General features: G+C 29.3%; 14 protein-coding genes and 2 tRNA genes. 10 read left to right on the top strand and 6 right to left on the bottom strand.

The features are described from left to right. The first annotated feature begins 12 nt into the window (after positions 1-12). Together secD and secF are read left to right on the top strand one after the other, a co-directional pair. Entirely contained in the window at positions 13-1,566 is a 1,554-nt protein-coding gene (gene secD / locus ABXT39_RS03415; protein ID WP_415295860.1) for a protein translocase subunit SecD, read from the top strand. Then, a complete protein-coding gene (secF, locus tag ABXT39_RS03410) occupies positions 1,567-2,454 on the top strand; it encodes a protein translocase subunit SecF (protein WP_415295859.1) in 888 nt (295 codons plus the stop codon). A 2-nt stretch (positions 2,455-2,456) separates the two neighbouring features. Here the strand turns inward: secF and ABXT39_RS03405 are convergent, their stop codons facing one another. Further along, positions 2,457-3,050 (bottom strand): urate hydroxylase PuuD, encoded by a 594-nt coding sequence (locus ABXT39_RS03405; RefSeq protein WP_415295858.1) that lies wholly within the window; start codon positions 3,048-3,050, stop codon positions 2,457-2,459. 27 nt (positions 3,051-3,077) lie between these two features. After that, complete coding sequence (gene uvrA / locus ABXT39_RS03400) at positions 3,078-5,957, bottom strand: excinuclease ABC subunit UvrA (RefSeq protein WP_415279085.1); 2,880 nt, start codon at positions 5,955-5,957, stop codon at positions 3,078-3,080. Positions 5,958-6,045: 88 nt separating this feature from the next. On the opposite strand from uvrA, the gene ssb reads away from it, so the two are divergent. The 6 genes from ssb to ABXT39_RS03370 all read left to right on the top strand — a co-directional run bounded on the left by ssb (position 6,046) and on the right by ABXT39_RS03370 (position 11,509). Then, entirely contained in the window at positions 6,046-6,507 is a 462-nt protein-coding gene (gene ssb / locus ABXT39_RS03395; RefSeq protein ID WP_415287056.1) for a single-stranded DNA-binding protein, read from the top strand. A 5-nt stretch (positions 6,508-6,512) separates the two neighbouring features. Continuing rightward, on the top strand, positions 6,513-9,062 hold the full coding sequence (gyrA, locus tag ABXT39_RS03390; protein WP_415295857.1) for a DNA gyrase subunit A: 2,550 nt from the start codon (positions 6,513-6,515) through the stop codon (positions 9,060-9,062). Then, positions 9,062-9,556: a pantetheine-phosphate adenylyltransferase gene (coaD, locus tag ABXT39_RS03385; protein WP_415295856.1), complete on the top strand. Its 495-nt coding sequence runs from the start codon at positions 9,062-9,064 to the stop codon at positions 9,554-9,556. The genes gyrA and coaD overlap by 1 nt, the downstream gene beginning before the upstream one ends. Then, positions 9,549-10,103 carry a peptidylprolyl isomerase gene (locus ABXT39_RS03380; protein ID WP_415295855.1) on the top strand — a complete coding sequence of 185 codons (555 nt, stop codon included), beginning with the start codon at positions 9,549-9,551 and terminating at the stop codon, positions 10,101-10,103. Before coaD ends, ABXT39_RS03380 begins: the two co-directional genes overlap by 8 nt. 17 nt (positions 10,104-10,120) lie before the next feature. Beyond that, positions 10,121-11,233: a tRNA guanosine(34) transglycosylase Tgt gene (gene tgt / locus ABXT39_RS03375; protein WP_415295854.1), complete on the top strand. Its 1,113-nt coding sequence runs from the start codon at positions 10,121-10,123 to the stop codon at positions 11,231-11,233. A gap of 200 nt (positions 11,234-11,433) precedes the next feature. Further along, a tRNA-Lys gene (locus tag ABXT39_RS03370) sits at positions 11,434-11,509 on the top strand. Positions 11,510-11,517: 8 nt separating this feature from the next. Here ABXT39_RS03370 and ABXT39_RS03365 read toward each other — a convergent pair. Next, a complete protein-coding gene (locus tag ABXT39_RS03365; protein WP_415295853.1) occupies positions 11,518-12,345 on the bottom strand; it encodes a M48 family metallopeptidase in 828 nt (275 codons plus the stop codon). A gap of 124 nt (positions 12,346-12,469) precedes the next feature. Between ABXT39_RS03365 and ABXT39_RS03360 the strand changes: the two genes are divergently transcribed. Next, positions 12,470-13,084 (top strand): DUF502 domain-containing protein, encoded by a 615-nt coding sequence (locus ABXT39_RS03360; protein ID WP_415295852.1) that lies wholly within the window; start codon positions 12,470-12,472, stop codon positions 13,082-13,084. Here ABXT39_RS03360 and ABXT39_RS03355 read toward each other — a convergent pair. Then, entirely contained in the window at positions 13,081-15,132 is a 2,052-nt protein-coding gene (locus tag ABXT39_RS03355; protein ID WP_415295851.1) for an ATP-dependent DNA helicase RecG, read from the bottom strand. The two genes, ABXT39_RS03360 and ABXT39_RS03355, sit on opposite strands and share 4 nt — an antisense overlap. Before the next feature lie 24 nt (positions 15,133-15,156). Here ABXT39_RS03355 and ABXT39_RS03350 point away from each other — a divergent pair, with 24 nt between their 5' ends. Continuing rightward, on the top strand, positions 15,157-15,423 hold the full coding sequence (locus tag ABXT39_RS03350; protein ID WP_415295850.1) for a succinate dehydrogenase assembly factor 2: 267 nt from the start codon (positions 15,157-15,159) through the stop codon (positions 15,421-15,423). On the opposite strand, the gene ABXT39_RS03345 is transcribed toward ABXT39_RS03350, so the two are convergent. Continuing rightward, a tRNA-Ser gene (locus tag ABXT39_RS03345) sits at positions 15,424-15,513 on the bottom strand. A 114-nt stretch (positions 15,514-15,627) separates the two neighbouring features. Continuing rightward, positions 15,628-16,365, bottom strand: coding sequence for an FkbM family methyltransferase (locus ABXT39_RS03340; RefSeq protein WP_415295849.1), 738 nt, complete (start codon positions 16,363-16,365; stop codon positions 15,628-15,630). Positions 16,366-16,460 lie beyond the last annotated feature (95 nt).

The following is a 16,460-nucleotide window of genomic DNA, read 5'->3' as shown; positions in this document are numbered from 1 at the left end:
CATTTAACTAAAGTGTTATACTTTTCTAAATTAAGAATTACCTTAGTTTCATTAGTATCTATTTTTTTTATTTTTATCGCTGCATCAAATTTTCAGAACTCTGAAGATAGCTTTATTTCAAAAAAGATAAATCTAGGTTTAGATTTACAGGGCGGTTCATATCTTTTACTTGAGATTGATAATGGACCTGTAGAAATTCAAAAATTACAAAATACAACAACTGTTATTAGAAATTTTTTAAAAGATAAGAAAATAACTTTTAACGATCTGAGAATAGAAAATAAGAAAATAATATTTAATGTTTCCAATGATAATGCTCAATTAGTTGAATCTTTTTTTCTTGATAAGGAAAGCGATATTAACCCTTATTATTTTCAATATAAATCACATCAGTTTGATGTAAATATTCAAGATAATGAATTTACTTTAGCTCTTTCAAAGTATGGACTTATTGAAATTAAAACATCTTCACAAGATCAAGCTATAGAAATAGTTAGAAGAAGAGTTGACGAGGTTGGTACTAATGAACCCAATATATTAAAAAGAGGTAATAATAGAATTTTAGTCGAGCTTCCTGGTCTTGATGATCCCATGCGTATAAAGTCACTTTTAGGAAAAACTGCAAATTTGACATTTAGATTTGTTTCTCAAAATAGTAATGATACTTTTGGAACTGAAATACTTCAGTTTGAAGATGGAACTAGCGAAGCAATGGTTAGTAAAAGAATAATCTTAAATGGTGAGAATTTATTGGATGCTCAACCACAAATGAATAATCAAACAAACGAAACAGTAGTATCATTTACTCTTGATAGAGTGGGGGCTAAAAGATTTGGTAAAGCAACTAGTACCGGTGTTGGCAAGCAATTGGCTATCGTTCTAGATGGTAAAATTGTTAGTGCTCCAGTAATTAGAGATACTATAGCAAGTGGAAATGGCCAGATCAGTGGAAATTTTACGTTCCAATCTGCAACAGACTTAGCTCTACTATTAAGATCGGGAGCATTACCAGCTCCACTTAATATAATTGAAGAAAGAACAGTAGGACCTGACCTTGGTCAAGACTCAATTAATGCTGGAGTTATTGCTCTTATGATTGGTTTTTTATTAGTTATAATTTTTATGTTTTTTAAATACAAAATATTTGGTCTAATTGCTAATATAACGCTACTAATTAACTTATTCTTTTTAGTTGGTATTTTAACTTTATTTGAAGCAACATTAACTCTTCCTGGAATAGCAGGTATCATTTTAACAGTAGGTATGGCAGTTGACGCTAATGTATTAATTTTTGAAAGAATTAAAGAAGAATGCAAGAAAGAAAAAAATAATATAATAGCTTTTGATACAGGTTATGTAAAATCAAAAACTGCAATTATAGATGCAAATATAACTACATTAATTGCAGCTGTAATCTTATTCTTTATGGGCTCCGGACCTGTTAAAGGTTTCTCTGTGACCTTAGCTGTAGGAATTTTTACTACACTGTTTTCAGTTTATTTCATTGCAAGAATGCTTACTGGTCTTTACGTGGTAAGAAATAAAGAAAAAACTAACCTAATATAAATGATTAATTTTAATAAATTTTATAAACTATTTAACCTTATCTCTTTAAGTCTAGTCGTTGCATCTGTTCTATTGTTATTTTTTAAAGGACTTAATTTTGGTGTAGATTTTAAAGGTGGAACCTTAATAGAACTAAGGTCTAATGATAAAAGTATTAATGTCACTTCTTTAAGACAATCTTTTAATAAAATGAATTTAGGAGATTTTAATGTTAAAAAATTTGGTAATGAAAATGATTTTTTAATTAAGATAGAGAAAAAAGATACAAGTGCAAACGCTATAGAGGTTATTAAAAAAGATTTAACATCTTCTTTGGGAGGCTCTTTTAATTTCAGAAGAGTTGAAAATGTAGGTCCGAAAGTAAGCTCTGAATTATTAAAGTCTGGTATTATTGCAATTGCACTATCTCTAGCCGCAATGTTATTTTACATATGGATAAGATTCGAATGGCAATTTAGTTTAGGTGCTATTTTGGCCTTATTCCATGATGTCATTATAACACTAGGTCTTTTCTCGCTATTCAGTCTAGAAATAAATCTATCAATAGTTGCAGCCGTTTTAACTATAGTTGGCTATTCAATGAACGATACTGTTGTTATTTACGACAGAGTTAGGGAAAATTTAAGAAAGTTTTCTGATATCAAGATTTATGAACTTACAAATATCTCAATCAATGAAACTCTTTCCAGAACTATAATTACATCAGCCACAACATTGCTTGCTTTAGTTTCAATATATTTATTTGGTGGAGAAATATTAAAAGGTTTTTCTTTAGCCATGATAATGGGTGTTATTTTTGGTACCTATTCTTCAATTTATATAGCTAATCCTATACTTGTAAAACTTAGAGTTTCACAAAAAACAATCTTAAAAGAAGATACAGAGTAGATTTAATAAAGATTTTGAGCTGCTACCATTGAAAGTAACATTGGTATCGATAAAAGAGTATTTGTTCTTGAAAACAACATCGCTGTTCTTGCTGATTTTGCTTTAACATCAGGTTCACACTCAACCATACCTAATGCTCTTTTTTGATTTGGCCAAATTATAAACCAAACATTATAAGCCATATATAAACCAAGCCACATCCCAATACCTATAGCTGTATTTTTTCCACCACCACCTAATGTCATAGCATCGTGTAAATAACCATTCAGATAAGCTAAAATTAATCCTGACAGAACTGTCAGTAATGCAGCGTATCTAAAATAAAACAATGCAGCTGGAGCAATAACTTTACCTATAGCAGGTTTTTGTTCGTCAGGGATTTTTGGCATATTTGGAATTTGTACAAAGTTAAAATACCAAAGCAAACCAATCCACATTATAGCAACCGTTACATGAATAAATCTTGTTAACCAACTCCAAAAAATTGTATCAAAATCAAAACCACCATTACCATAAAATAACCCTAGAAAAAAAATTATTGCTAAAGCTAATGATGCATGAATTGTTTTTGGTAAAGATGATAGTAAATTGCCCATAATTAGAATCACTTATACACTAATTGTTTAAATCTTTAACTTCTTTTTAAATTTTTCTTCCAGCATAGGCTTTAAGAATTCCCCAGTATAGCTACCTTTTATTTTGATAATATCCTCAGGTTTGCCCTCTGCGATAATATTTCCACCTTTGACACCCCCTTCAGGACCCATGTCCACAATATAGTCAGCTGTTTTAATTACATCCAAATTATGCTCAATAACAACAACTGTATTTCCTAGAGCTACAAATGTATGAAGTATTTCTAGTAGTTTTTTAATATCATGCTGATGAAGACCCGTTGTTGGTTCATCTAATATGTACATGGTTCTTCCTGTAGATCTTTTTGATAATTCCTTTGCTAATTTAATACGTTGAGCTTCACCACCAGATAGTGTTGTTGCTTGCTGTCCAATCTTTATATACCCAAGACCTACTTTTTTTAGTGTTAATAGTTTTGTTTTAATATTTGAAATATTTTCGAAATACTCACATCCCTCGTCTACAGACATATCCAATACATCGGCAATACTTTTATCTTTAAATTTTATCTCAAGAGTTTCTCTATTATACCTAGTTCCCTTGCATTCATCACACTGTATATAAACATCAGGTAAGAAGTGCATCTCGTATGTAATTACACCATCACCTTCACAAGCTTCACATCTTCCACCTTTAACATTAAAAGAAAATCTGCCTGGTTTATATCCTCTTGTTTTTGACTCTGGTAGTGCTGTAAACCAATCTCTAATGGGGCCAAAAGCTCCTGTATAAGTTGCTGGGTTTGATCTAGGTGTTCTTCCAATAGGAGACTGATCTATATCTATTATCTTATCTATAAGCTCTACACCCTTATAACTCTTAAACTCTTTAGGAACTTTTCTAGCTTTGTTATTCAAGGTTAAATTTAGTGCATGATATAACGTTTGTAATATTAGTGTAGATTTACCACTACCAGAAACACCTGTTACACAAGTAAAACTTCCTGTTGGAATTTTAAGATTAACGTTATTCAAATTATTTCCACTAGCACCATTAATTTCAACAAACCTTCCATTTTTTGCAAGCCTTCTAGTTCTTGGAATTTCTATATATTTTTTATGAGACAAGTATTGACCAGTGATACTGTTTTTATTTTTTAGTATTTCATCATAAGTGCCTTGTGCAATTATTTCACCACCATTAGTTCCAGCTTCTGGACCCATATCTATTATATGATCTGCATTTTCCATAGTTTCCGTATCATGCTCAACAACAATTACAGTGTTACCTAAATCTCTAAGTCTTTTTAATGCATTTATTAATTTAACATTATCTTTTTGATGCAATCCAATAGAAGGTTCATCAAGAACATATAATACACCAGTTAATCCAGAACCAATTTGTGATGCGAGTCTTATTCTTTGAGCCTCACCCCCAGAAAGAGTACCTGACTCTCTTGATAATGTTAAATATTCAAGCCCAACATTTAAAAGGAACGTTAGTCTTTCATTAATTTCTTTTAAAATATGTTCTGCTATCTTAAATTGTCGTTTATCAAGGTTTTGCTCTAAACCTTTGAACCATTTAGCTGCATCTAGAATAGATTTTTTAGTTACTTCGCTTATATTCTGATTATCAATTTTAACACATAAAGCTTCTTCTTTTAATCTATTACCGTTACATCCTTCACAAGCAGAATCAGATTGGTATTCAGCTATCGCTTCTCTTTTCCATTCACTGTCAGATTCAAGAAATCTTCTTTCAAGATTATTTATTACACCTTCAAAAGTTTTTTTATGAGAATATTTTTCATAACCATCATCATAAACAAACTTAATTTCTTCTTCATCCGATCCAAACAATATTACATCTCTAAATTTTTTTGGAAGTTTTTTCCATCTCTCATCTAAAGAAATTCCATAATGTTTAGCAATAGAGGCTAAGGTTTGAGCGTAATATAATGTTGTTGATTTGGCCCATGGTTCTATAGCACCATCAGCTATACTTTTTTTCTCATCAGGAACTACTAAATTTGGATCTACATTCAATTTAATACCTATACCCTCACATTCTGCGCACGCTCCGTAAGGACTATTAAAAGAAAAAAGTCTTGGCTCAATCTCTTCAATTGTAAAACCACTTTCTGGACAAGCAAATTTTGTAGAATAAATTAATTTTTCAATTTTTCTAAATTTTTGTGGTAATGTTTCATCTTCGTACTCAACAAATACCAATCCATTTGATAAATTTACAGCTGTCTCAATACTTTCAGCAAGTCTATTACCAAGGTTAGAATTCAAGACAATTCTATCAACTAAAACAGATATGTCATGCTTGAGTTTTTTATCTAAATTAGGTGCATTATCTATTTCATATATGACTTCATCAATTTTAATTTTTCTAAAACCTCTTCTTTTATAACTTAAAATATCTTTTCTATACTCACCCTTACGACCTCTAACCACAGGAGCAAAAATATAAATTGTAGATTTTTTTGGTAATTTTTTAATCAAATCAACGATTTGGGTTATTGTTTGTGATGTAATTGGCTTTCCTGTGAATGGTGAGTAGGGAACACCAGCCCTCGCATACAACACTCTCATATAGTCATAAATTTCAGTGACTGTTGCAACAGTTGATCTTGGATTTTTAGATGTATTTTTTTGCTCTATGGCTATAGCTGGACTTAATCCCTCGATAAGATCAACATTTGGTTTTTTCATTTTATCTAAAAATTGACGAGCATAAGCTGATAAACTTTCAACGTATCTTCTTTGTCCTTCGGCATAGACAGTGTCAAATGCTAATGAGGATTTTCCTGAACCAGAAAGACCAGTAATTACAACAAACTGATCTTTAGGTATTTCTACTGAAACATTCTTTAAGTTATGCTCTTTTGCACCCTTAATAACTATCTTTTTAATCATAATTTTAGTTGCTTTAAATTAATAAAATTAATAATGAGTTTGTATTGTGATATAAAATTAATTAAATAAATAAAGAATTATAAATATTATGGCTGGAAGTTTAAATAAAGTATTATTAATTGGGCGTTTAGGCGCAGACCCAGAAATCAAACAAATGTCGAATGGCAAAAGTCTTGCTACCTTAAGTTTAGCTACTAGCCAATCTTGGAAAGATAAAGCAACTGGCGAAAAAAAAGAAAAAACAGAATGGCACCGAATAGTTGTATTTAATGAAGGGTTAGTTAATGTTGTTCAGCAATATTTGAAAAAAGGTGCTCAAATTTATGTTGAGGGACAGATAACGACTAGAAAATGGAAAGATGAACAATCTGGTCAAGACAAGTATTCAACTGAAATTGTAATTCAAGGATACAATTCTTCACTTACTATGTTGGGTGGTGGAAACACTGGCGGTGGTGGTATTCAAAATGACAATTCGCAAGCTGTTGCTAGCAATCCTGATGATAGCCCCCAAGCCCCTAATGATATGGATGACGAAATTCCATTTTAGTTTCTATGAAAGACACAGATATACCTAAAGACAAAAATATTAAACTTATCTCAATGCATGATGAGATGAGCTCATCTTATTTGTCATATGCAATGAGTGTAATTGTGAGTAGGGCTCTTCCTGATGTCAGAGATGGACTTAAACCAGTTCACAGAAGAATATTATTTGCCATGTATAAAGGTGGCTACGATTGGTCAAAACAATTTAGAAAATCTGCAAGAATAGTTGGGGATGTTATTGGTAAATATCACCCGCATGGAGATCAATCTGTTTATGACGCTCTTGTCAGAATGGTTCAAGATTTTTCTATGAGTTTACCTCTTGTTCAAGGCCAAGGTAATTTTGGATCTATTGATGGAGATCCTGCTGCAGCAATGAGGTATACTGAAACAAGATTAGCAAAAGTTTCTCAATACTTAATTGATGACATAGAAAAAAATACTGTCGATTATAAAAGTAATTATGATGAAACTGAAAAAGAACCAACAGTTTTACCTGCTCAATATCCTAATTTACTAGTAAACGGTGCAGGTGGTATTGCGGTTGGAATGGCAACAAGTATTCCTCCACATAATTTAGGTGAAATTATAAATGGAACATTAGCTTTAATTGAAAATAAAGATATTAAGATTAAAGAATTAATGAAGCATATACCTGGACCAGATTTCCCTACAGGTGGCGTTATTATAGGAAAAGAAATTATTAAAGCTGGATATAATGTGGGTCGTGGGTCGTTTAAAATTAGAGGTGAAATTAGTGTTGAAGCACAAAAAAATGGTAGAGAGAGACTCGTTATAACTTCTGTGCCATATCAGGTAAATAAATCAGTTTTAAATGAGAGAATTGCCCAACTTGTTAGAGAGAAAAAAATAGAGGGAATAAAAGATATTAGAGACGAATCTAACAGAGAAGGGATTAGAGTTGCTATTGATTTAAGAAATGGTGTTGAACCAGAAACTATTAAAAGATTACTTTATAAAAATACATCTATAGAAAGCTCTTTTGGCTTTAACACTTTAGCTATTGTTGACGGCAAACCTAAAATTTGTAATTTAAAAGAATTTTTATCAAATTTCCTAACATTCCGTGAAGATGTAGTAATCAAAAAAACTAAGTTTGATTTAAAAAAAGCTGAAGACAGAGCTCACATCCTTATTGGATTATCAGTATCTGTTGAGAACTTAGATAAGATTATAAAAATTATACGGTCTTCAAAAACTCCTGATGATGCTAAAAAATCATTATTAAGCACTAAGTGGAAAATAAATAAATCTTTAAAGCTAATTTCACTTGTTGAAGATAAGAAGGGAAAAAATTTATATTCACTAACCGATCCTCAAGTAATTGCTATTTTAGAACTTAGACTTCAAAAACTTACAGCTCTTGGTATTAATGAAATAGAAGTAGAAATTAAAAAATTAGCTGAACTGATTAAAGGTTATAAAAAAATAATTAATTCTAAAAAAGAACTCTTAAACGTAATAAGTGAAGAGCTTAAAACTATCAAAGAAAAATTTGCAGTTCCAAGAAGAACCAAAATTATAGATGCTGTTTTAAACTATGATATTGAAGAGACTATTCAAAAAGAAGAAGTGATTATTACAGTTACTCTTCAGGGCTACATTAAAAGAGGAGCTTTAAGTAGTGTCAAACAACAAAAAAGAGGTGGTAAAGGAAAATCTGGGATCACAACGAGAGATGAAGATTCTGTGGTTCAAACCTTATCAGTTAACACTCGTACTTCTGTTCTTTTCTTTTCAACAGAAGGTCTTGTCTACAAAATTAAAACTTGGAAAATACCTGAAGGATCAACTACATCAAAAGGTAAATCTCTATTCAACATCTTGCCATTAAAAAATCATCAATCTATCAGTTCAATAATGCCGTTTCCAGATGATGAGAGTGATATGAAAAATCTTCAAATTGTTTTTGCAACTGCAAAAGGCAAAGTTAGAAAAAATAGTTTAGAAGACTTTTCTTCAATTAATTCAGCTGGAAAAATTGCAATAAAGTTAGACCCTAATGACAAAATTGTAGGTGTTGAAATTTGTAAGGATGATCAGGATGTAATGTTAAGTACAAAAAATGGTAAATGCATTAGATTTGAATCTAAAAAACTACGAATATTTAAGGGTAGATCGTCTAAAGGTATCAAGGGTATTGAGTTATCACCTAACGATGAGATCGTTTCTCTCTCAATAGCAAATAAAGAAAAAACAAAAAAAGATTCAAAGTTTGAAGAAAGATTTGTTTTATCTATTACAGAAAATGGATACGGCAAAAAAACTTTAAATAATGAATATAGAGTTACCAATAGAGGTGGTAAGGGTATAATTGGAATTATTAACTCACCAAGAAACGGTAGTATATGTTCGTCGTTTCCAGTTATTGAAGGCGATGATGTAATGATTTCAACAAATAAAGGAAGAGTAATTAGAGTTGCTGTTAAAGAGATAAGAACAGCTGGAAGAAATACTCAGGGTGTAAGAATTATCAAATTATCTGGTGATGAAAAAGTTGTTTCGGCAATAAAAATTGATGATAACTTGGAGTAATGAAAAAAGTTGCTGTATATCCTGGAACATTTGACCCAATAACCTTTGGTCATATTGACGTTATAAAAAAAGCTTTAAAGTTATTTGATAAAGTTATTGTTGCTGCTTCTGATGGTACTAATAAAAATTATCTTTTTAATTCACTTGAAAGAATACAGTTAATTAAAAAAGCTCTATTTGTTGATTTAAAATTTGATAAAAAAAGGATCGAAGTTATTTCATTTACATCATTAACAACTGATTTATGTAAAAAATACAAATCTAATATTATTTTAAGAGGTCTAAGAGCTGTATCTGACTTTGAATATGAATTTCAATTAGCTGGAATGAATAGAAAATTAAATAACAATATAGAAACAATTTTTTTAATGTCTGATGTTGAAAATCAAATTATTTCATCAAGATTTGTTAAAGAAATAGTGAGACTAAAAGGTGATATAAAAAAATTTACTACAAAAAGTACAATAAAGTCTTTAAAAGAGAAATATGAATAAATTTATAACAAAATTTTTAATTTTATTTTTTATACTAACCAACAATATAATCGCAGAGGAGAATATAATGATTTTAAAACTTAAAGATGGAGACATTAAAATAGAACTTTTTGAAGATGTTGCCCCAAATCATGTTAAAAGAATTAAACAATTAGCCAAAGATGGAAAATACGATGGTGTTGTATTTCATAGGGTAATTGATGGCTTTATGGCGCAAACTGGTGATGTACAATTTGGTAACTCTTCTAATGACCAATTTGATTTAAAAAGAGCAGGAATGGGTGGTTCTGATTTACCTGATCTTAAAGAAGAATTTAGCGACTTACCTCATGAAAGAGGAACCTTGTCTATGGCTAGATCACAAGATCCAAATAGTGCTAATAGTCAATTTTTTATTTGTTTCAAAGAGGCGTCATTTCTAGATAGACAATATACTGTTTTTGGTAAAGTTATTGAAGGTATGGAGCTAGTTGACAAAATTAAAAGAGGAGACCAAAATAATAACGGTTCAGTTTCTAATCCAGATAAAATTATTAGCTTAAAATAATATTAATACATATTTCAATGACATTAAAAAATTTCAAATTTAATGTCATCGAAAATCATAAATTTGCCAGAACTGGCATTATTGAAACCCATAGAGGAAACATTCAAACACCAGCCTTTATGCCTGTTGGTACTCAGGCAACTGTAAAAGCTTGCCTTATTGATGATGTTATTAAAACTGGTTCTGAAATAATATTATCTAACACCTATCATTTAATGATTAGACCTGGTGTGGATAGAATAATTTCTGCAGGGGGACTTCACAAGTTTATGAATTGTAAGCTTCCAATACTTACAGATTCAGGTGGGTTTCAAGTTATGTCACTTTCAAAATTAAACAAAGTAGACAGAGAAAAAGGTGCGATGTTTAATTCTCATGTAGATGGTAAAAAATTCATATTAAGTCCTGAAGAAAGCATTAGAGTTCAAAGAGGGCTAGACTCAGATATTGTTATGATCATGGATGAGTGCCCAAAAAAAACTACAGATTATGATGTAATAAATAAATCTATGGAACTATCCATATATTGGGCTGAAAGATCTAAAATAGCTTTTGGTTTAAACCCACACAAAGCTTTATTTGGAATAGTGCAGGGCGGTTTATTCAAAGATTTAAGAACTAAATCTCTTAATGAGTTAATCAAAATTGGTTTTGATGGCTATGCTATTGGAGGTCTTGCAGTAGGAGAGAGTCAAAAAGAAATGTTTAGTGTTCTAGATGATTTAAAAAATATTATGCCTGATGATAAACCAAGATATTTAATGGGCGTGGGGACACCAGCTGATATTCTGGGTGCTGTCAAGAGGGGTGTTGATATGTTTGATTGTGTAATGCCTACGAGATCTGGAAGAACTGGTTTAGCTTTTACTTGGAAAGGTCGTATAAATATTAAAAATAATAAATTTAAAAATGACAATGAGCCTCTTGATCCTAATTGTTTAAATCTAAATCTTAACAGGTATTCAAAAAACTATCTAAATCATCTATTTAATACGAATGAAATACTGGGTTCTACACTTTTAACCTTACATAACATCAACTTTTATCAAGAATTAATGTCTTCTATTAGAGAAAATATTAAAAAAGGTACATTTGATAAATTTCATGATGAATACATTGATAAGTTGTAATTTAAATATTTGCAATTTATGATGTTATGGAATAAATAATTGTTTTTTGGTAATAAAAATTATTCAAGTTTGATATTTTTTTATTGTTTAAATTTTTAAGTGTAAAGAAATTTAAAAATTTTAAAGAAGACTTCACCAAAAGTTTTTTTTTAAAATTAAATAGAAAAAAATATTTATCTTAACTTCATTAATTTATATGTGGGCCCTTAGCTCAGTTGGTAGAGCAATTCCCTTTTAAGGAATGGGTCGATGGTTCGAGTCCATCAGGGCTCACCACTAAAATATTAACTAATTGTAATTGGTGGATAGTCTAAAATGACACTGTTTTCCCATTCTGATAAATCTTTTATTCTTTTAGAGGAAGATGGATGGGTGCTCATAAATTGAGGGGGTTCTTTGCCTTTATTTTCTGCTTTCATTCTTTCCCATAACTTTTTAGTTTCCCTGATATCAAAACCAGATAATGAAGCAAAAATCATTCCAAGGTAATCAGCCTCACTTTCTTGGGTTCTTGAGAAGGGATTCATTATTCCTATTTGAGATAATAGCCCTACAGTATTCATTCCAGTTGCTTGATTGATCTGTCCTAATTTTCCTCCTGAAAAAATATTAATCAAAGATGTTCCAGTTTGCAAAAGTGCACTTCTACTTGCTCTTTCTACTGAATGTTTGGCTACAGCGTGCGCAATTTCATGACCCATAACTGAGGCAAGACCATTTGTATTTTTTGTTACATCAAGTATTCCTGTGTAAACAGCAATTTTACCACCAGGCATACACCATGCATTTTTAACTTTTTTATTATCTATTAAAATATATTCCCAATCAAAATTAACAGTAGGATCATTTAGACCCGCTCTATAAAAGTATTCTGATATAGAGACTTCCATTCTTTTTCCAATATCTTTAATTTCATTTAGTGTTTTAGTGTCATCACTCATTTTCTCTTTTTCTTTTACCTTTTCAAAAATTTGTGCTGCTTGAGCATTTAATTTAGATTCAGGTATAATTTTTAATTGCCTTCTGTCTGTTATTGGCGCTGTAGAACAAGCGCCTACCATTAAGCCTGAACATCCACATCCAACATAATTTAAAAATTTTCTTCTATTCATTTTATTAAAATTTTGATAATCATATAAATATATACTTTTATGAATTTAAACAATAAAATCTTAGTTACACTTTTCATCATAGCTGTTTCATTTGTTATTTATTCTAGTTATAACTAAATTATCTATGCCTATTACGAAAAAAAAATCATTAGCTCTTAAATTAAGAAACTATTTTTTTACAGGTGTAATTGTTTTAATACCAATTGGGTTTACACTTTATTTAAGCAAATTCTTAATAAATTTTTCAACGAGGTTAGTACCCTCAGGATTAAATCCAAATACTTATCTTCCTTATGCAATTCCAGGTATTGAAATAATTTTAACAATTATTTTTATTACTGTCGTTGGTGGCCTTTCTTTAACTTTTATAGGTAAAAAATTTTTACAAATAATTGATGATTTATTTAAAAGAATGCCGATACTAAGAACCATTTACTCAGCGATTGGACAAATGACAGATTCTTTTAGAGAACAAGAGGGTAATAAAAAAAGCGTTGTACTAGTTGAGTACCCAAGAAAAGGATCATGGGCTGTAGGTTTCGCTACAAAAGAGAATACAGGTGAAATTAAAGCTAAAACAAATATTGACTTGGTTAATGTTTTTGTTCCAACGACACCCAATCCAACAAGTGGCTTTCTGCTAATGATACCAAAAGAAGATTTGATTTACTTGGATATGACATTTGAAGAAGCGTCAAAATTTATAGTTTCGGCTGGAACGTCTAAGCCAAAAAGCTAAACCATATCATTAATTATATCTGCTTGGTCGTATAACTTGAGTAATGCTTTATATTTTTTAATATCAATATTTTCTAATTCTATTTTTTTAATTTGTTTTTCTGCCATTAAAAATAAATCCTCGTTTTGAATTGGATCAGCTAATTTAAAATTTTTAACACCACTTTGTTTAAAACCAAGTAAATCACCAAAACCTCTTAACTTCATATCTTCTTCAGAGATTTCGAAACCATCATTAGAGTTTTTTAGAATATTAATTCTTTTTTTTGCATTAATACTTAAATTAGACTTAAACATTAATATACAGCTCGCTTGTTTTGTACCACGCCCAACTCTTCCTCTTAACTGGTGTAATTGTGATAACCCAAATTTATTAGCATTTTCTATTATGATTACATTGGCATTAGGAAAATCAATACCAACTTCTATAATTGTTGTTGAAACTAAAATTGAATATTTTTTATTTAAAAATTTATTCAATATTTCCTCTTTTTCTTCGTTGTCAATTTTACCATGAAGTAATGCAACGTTATTTGGAAAAATTTCATTAAGAAATTTGTATTTAGTAACTGAAGATTGATGATCTAATTTTTTTGATTCCTCTATCAGGGGACATACCCAGAAAATTTGGTTTCCTTCTTTAATTTCTTTTTTAACAAAATTAATAACATCATCCATTTTACTTTCTAATTTACTATAAGTTTTAACCTCCTTTCTATTACTTGGTTTTTCTCTAATAATAGAAACATCCATGTCACCATAAACTGACATGGTCAGAGTTCTTGGAATTGGTGTTGCTGACATTAAAAGAACATCGCAATTATCCCCACCTTTATCAGATAAAAGCTTTCTTTGTCTGACCCCAAATTTATGCTGCTCATCAATTATAATATAACCAAGATTTGCAAAAATTATTTTTTTTTGAAAAATTGCATGTGTACCAAATACCATTTGAATTTGATTGTTTTCTAATTCCTTTATAATTCTCTTTTTTTCACTATTTTCATTTTTACTAGAAAGTAATTCAATTTTAATATTTTTAGGAAATAGTTTTTTTGCTAAACTATAATGTTGTCTAGCTAATATTTCAGTAGGGGCCATTAATGCAACTTGGAACTCTGAACTAATGACACTTAGTGAAGAAATCAATGCAACAATCGTTTTACCACTTCCTACATCACCCTGTAAAAGTCTAAACATTTTACTTTTAGAGTTTAGGTCTTTATTAATATCATTTAATGAAATTTTTTGATCATTAGTAAGAGTAAAGTTTAATTTATTAACTATATTGTTGTGTGCCTTTTCGGTAAAATTTTTAGAAGCTTTTTTAATTTTTTTAATTTTTTTTCGTATTTCTGAATTAACTAAAAATGATGCCAGTATTTCATCATAAGCAAGTCTTTTATAAAAATTAGATTTATAATTTTCAATATTTTTTGAATCATGTAATTTTATTATAGATTCATTCCAGCTTTCATTATTAAAAACTTTTAGTATGTCTTTATCATGCCACTCTGTTAAAATAGGTAAATTTTTTAAAATCTGATTAATAATTTTATTATAAATTTTTTCAGTAATGCCTTCCGTTAATGAGTATTTATTATCAATGTTTTCAATTAATGAACTGTCTTGTGAAATATATGTAGGATTTGTTATTTGATATCGTCCTTTATAATTACTTATTTTACCACTGATTGTCACTTCTTCATTTAATGGTAAAATTTTTCTTACATATCCTTCGTAACTATTAAAAAATATGCAATCAATCTTTCCTGTTTCATCAGTACAATTAACTCTATCTGGTAAGTTTCTAACTCTTGGAAATTGATATTTTAATGGAACAATCCTGATAGTTTGAATTACTCCTATTTGAAGATCACAAATTTTACTAACAAGTGTTCTGTCAGTATAAGATTTAGGCAGTCTCCATAGTAGGTCAAAAATATTATTTACTTTTTTTTTCTTCAAAATTTCCATGGTTTTTTTGCCCACACCATTTAATTTGGTTAGATCAGCCAATAAATAATCATAATTATTTTTATTTTTCATGTTAGGTATAATATATTAAATTTTATGATCATTAATATAAAGGATTTAAAAAATAAAATAATTTATAGAGCCAACTACAGAGGTACTAAAGAAATGGATAAGTTATTAGGTTCATTTACTAAAAAATATATTAATCAGTTTAATGAACAAGAGCTAAAGCTTTTATCTGATTTGTTAAGTTGTGATGATGAAAATCTTTATAAATTTAATCAAGGTCAAAATTTAACAATTCAAATTAAGTTAAATAAAGTTTCAGAGATGTTTAAAAATTATAATTATGTAATTGAATAGTGGCGGAGAGACTGAGATTCGAACTCAGGAAAGAGTTGCCCCTTTGCCGGTTTTCAAGACCGGTGCATTCAACCGCTCTGCCATCTCTCCGTTAGTGAGTGTTTAAGGGAACAATCCAAAATTTTCAACTAAAAACTATTAAAATAACTTTGAAAAACTGATTTGGTACAAGTTTGATACTAAAATATATGCCTCTTTGATTTGTCAGATAATTTTCTTAAAAATATAGTTTATTCCTACAATTTTATCGATAAATTTTATTTCATAACGATTTTTTTTAAAATAATTCAGTATTTTGTTTTTATGTTTTTTAGAATAATTTTGACTGATAATTTCAACACAAAAATATTTGATATTAAATTTACTTAGATTCAAAGATTTTAAGATTTTAATCTCATGTCCTTCCACATCTATATTCATGAAATCAATATCATAGAATTTATACTTTTCTAAGATATCATTAATTTTTTTTGTTTTAATTCTTTTTTTAAAAAATTTCTCTTGATTATAATTAAAAGCTTTTTTAAGCCACTTTGTATGATTTTTCTCTAAGGTGTTTTCAGAGGAGAGATCACCAATAAAATATAAATCATTAGATTTAGCTGAGTCTGAAATCGCTGCACATATATTAATATCTCTGGGTCTTGCAAAATTAAACAAGTCTATAGTTAGAGGGTTTAAATCAATGTTTATCCCTCGCCATTTTCTTTTATAAAACTTTGATGTATTGCTGTGTTTTGTTGGATGAAAGCAACCAATATCAACATAGGTTCCTTTATAGTTTTTTTTAAAGTAACTTAAAAGCTCTTCTTCTTCACCCAACTGATTACCCGAATATAAAAAATTATAATTTCTAATATAAATATTATAAAATAAATAAAATTTTTTAAATATTGGATACTTTTTAGTAAGATTTAAAAGCCTGGAATTTGAAGAAGACATAAGTTCAATTTATTAGGCTATTATAAATATCTATTCAATATAAAATTGAAATTATTATGGGTATTTTAAAATAAGCTTAATAAATTTATAATTTA

The organism is Candidatus Pelagibacter sp. Uisw_113 (assembly GCF_047717815.1).
GTDB lineage: Bacteria > Pseudomonadota > Alphaproteobacteria > Pelagibacterales > Pelagibacteraceae > Pelagibacter.
The sequence above is the reverse complement of the archived record's forward strand: the minus strand, read 5'-3'. Positions and strand labels throughout refer to the sequence as shown.

Coding starts and splice junctions, on each gene's coding strand:
- secF (WP_415295859.1), top strand. CDS start 1,567: ATGATTAATTTTAATAAATTTTATAAACTATTTAACCTTATCTCTTTA.
- ABXT39_RS03405 (WP_415295858.1), bottom strand. CDS start 3,050: ATGGGCAATTTACTATCATCTTTACCAAAAACAATTCATGCATCATTA.
- uvrA (WP_415279085.1), bottom strand. CDS start 5,957: ATGATTAAAAAGATAGTTATTAAGGGTGCAAAAGAGCATAACTTAAAG.
- ssb (WP_415287056.1), top strand. CDS start 6,046: ATGGCTGGAAGTTTAAATAAAGTATTATTAATTGGGCGTTTAGGCGCA.
- gyrA (WP_415295857.1), top strand. CDS start 6,513: ATGAAAGACACAGATATACCTAAAGACAAAAATATTAAACTTATCTCA.
- coaD (WP_415295856.1), top strand. CDS start 9,062: ATGAAAAAAGTTGCTGTATATCCTGGAACATTTGACCCAATAACCTTT.
- ABXT39_RS03380 (WP_415295855.1), top strand. CDS start 9,549: ATGAATAAATTTATAACAAAATTTTTAATTTTATTTTTTATACTAACC.
- tgt (WP_415295854.1), top strand. CDS start 10,121: ATGACATTAAAAAATTTCAAATTTAATGTCATCGAAAATCATAAATTT.
- ABXT39_RS03365 (WP_415295853.1), bottom strand. CDS start 12,345: ATGAATAGAAGAAAATTTTTAAATTATGTTGGATGTGGATGTTCAGGC.
- ABXT39_RS03360 (WP_415295852.1), top strand. CDS start 12,470: ATGCCTATTACGAAAAAAAAATCATTAGCTCTTAAATTAAGAAACTAT.
- ABXT39_RS03355 (WP_415295851.1), bottom strand. CDS start 15,132: ATGAAAAATAAAAATAATTATGATTATTTATTGGCTGATCTAACCAAA.
- ABXT39_RS03350 (WP_415295850.1), top strand. CDS start 15,157: ATGATCATTAATATAAAGGATTTAAAAAATAAAATAATTTATAGAGCC.
- ABXT39_RS03340 (WP_415295849.1), bottom strand. CDS start 16,365: ATGTCTTCTTCAAATTCCAGGCTTTTAAATCTTACTAAAAAGTATCCA.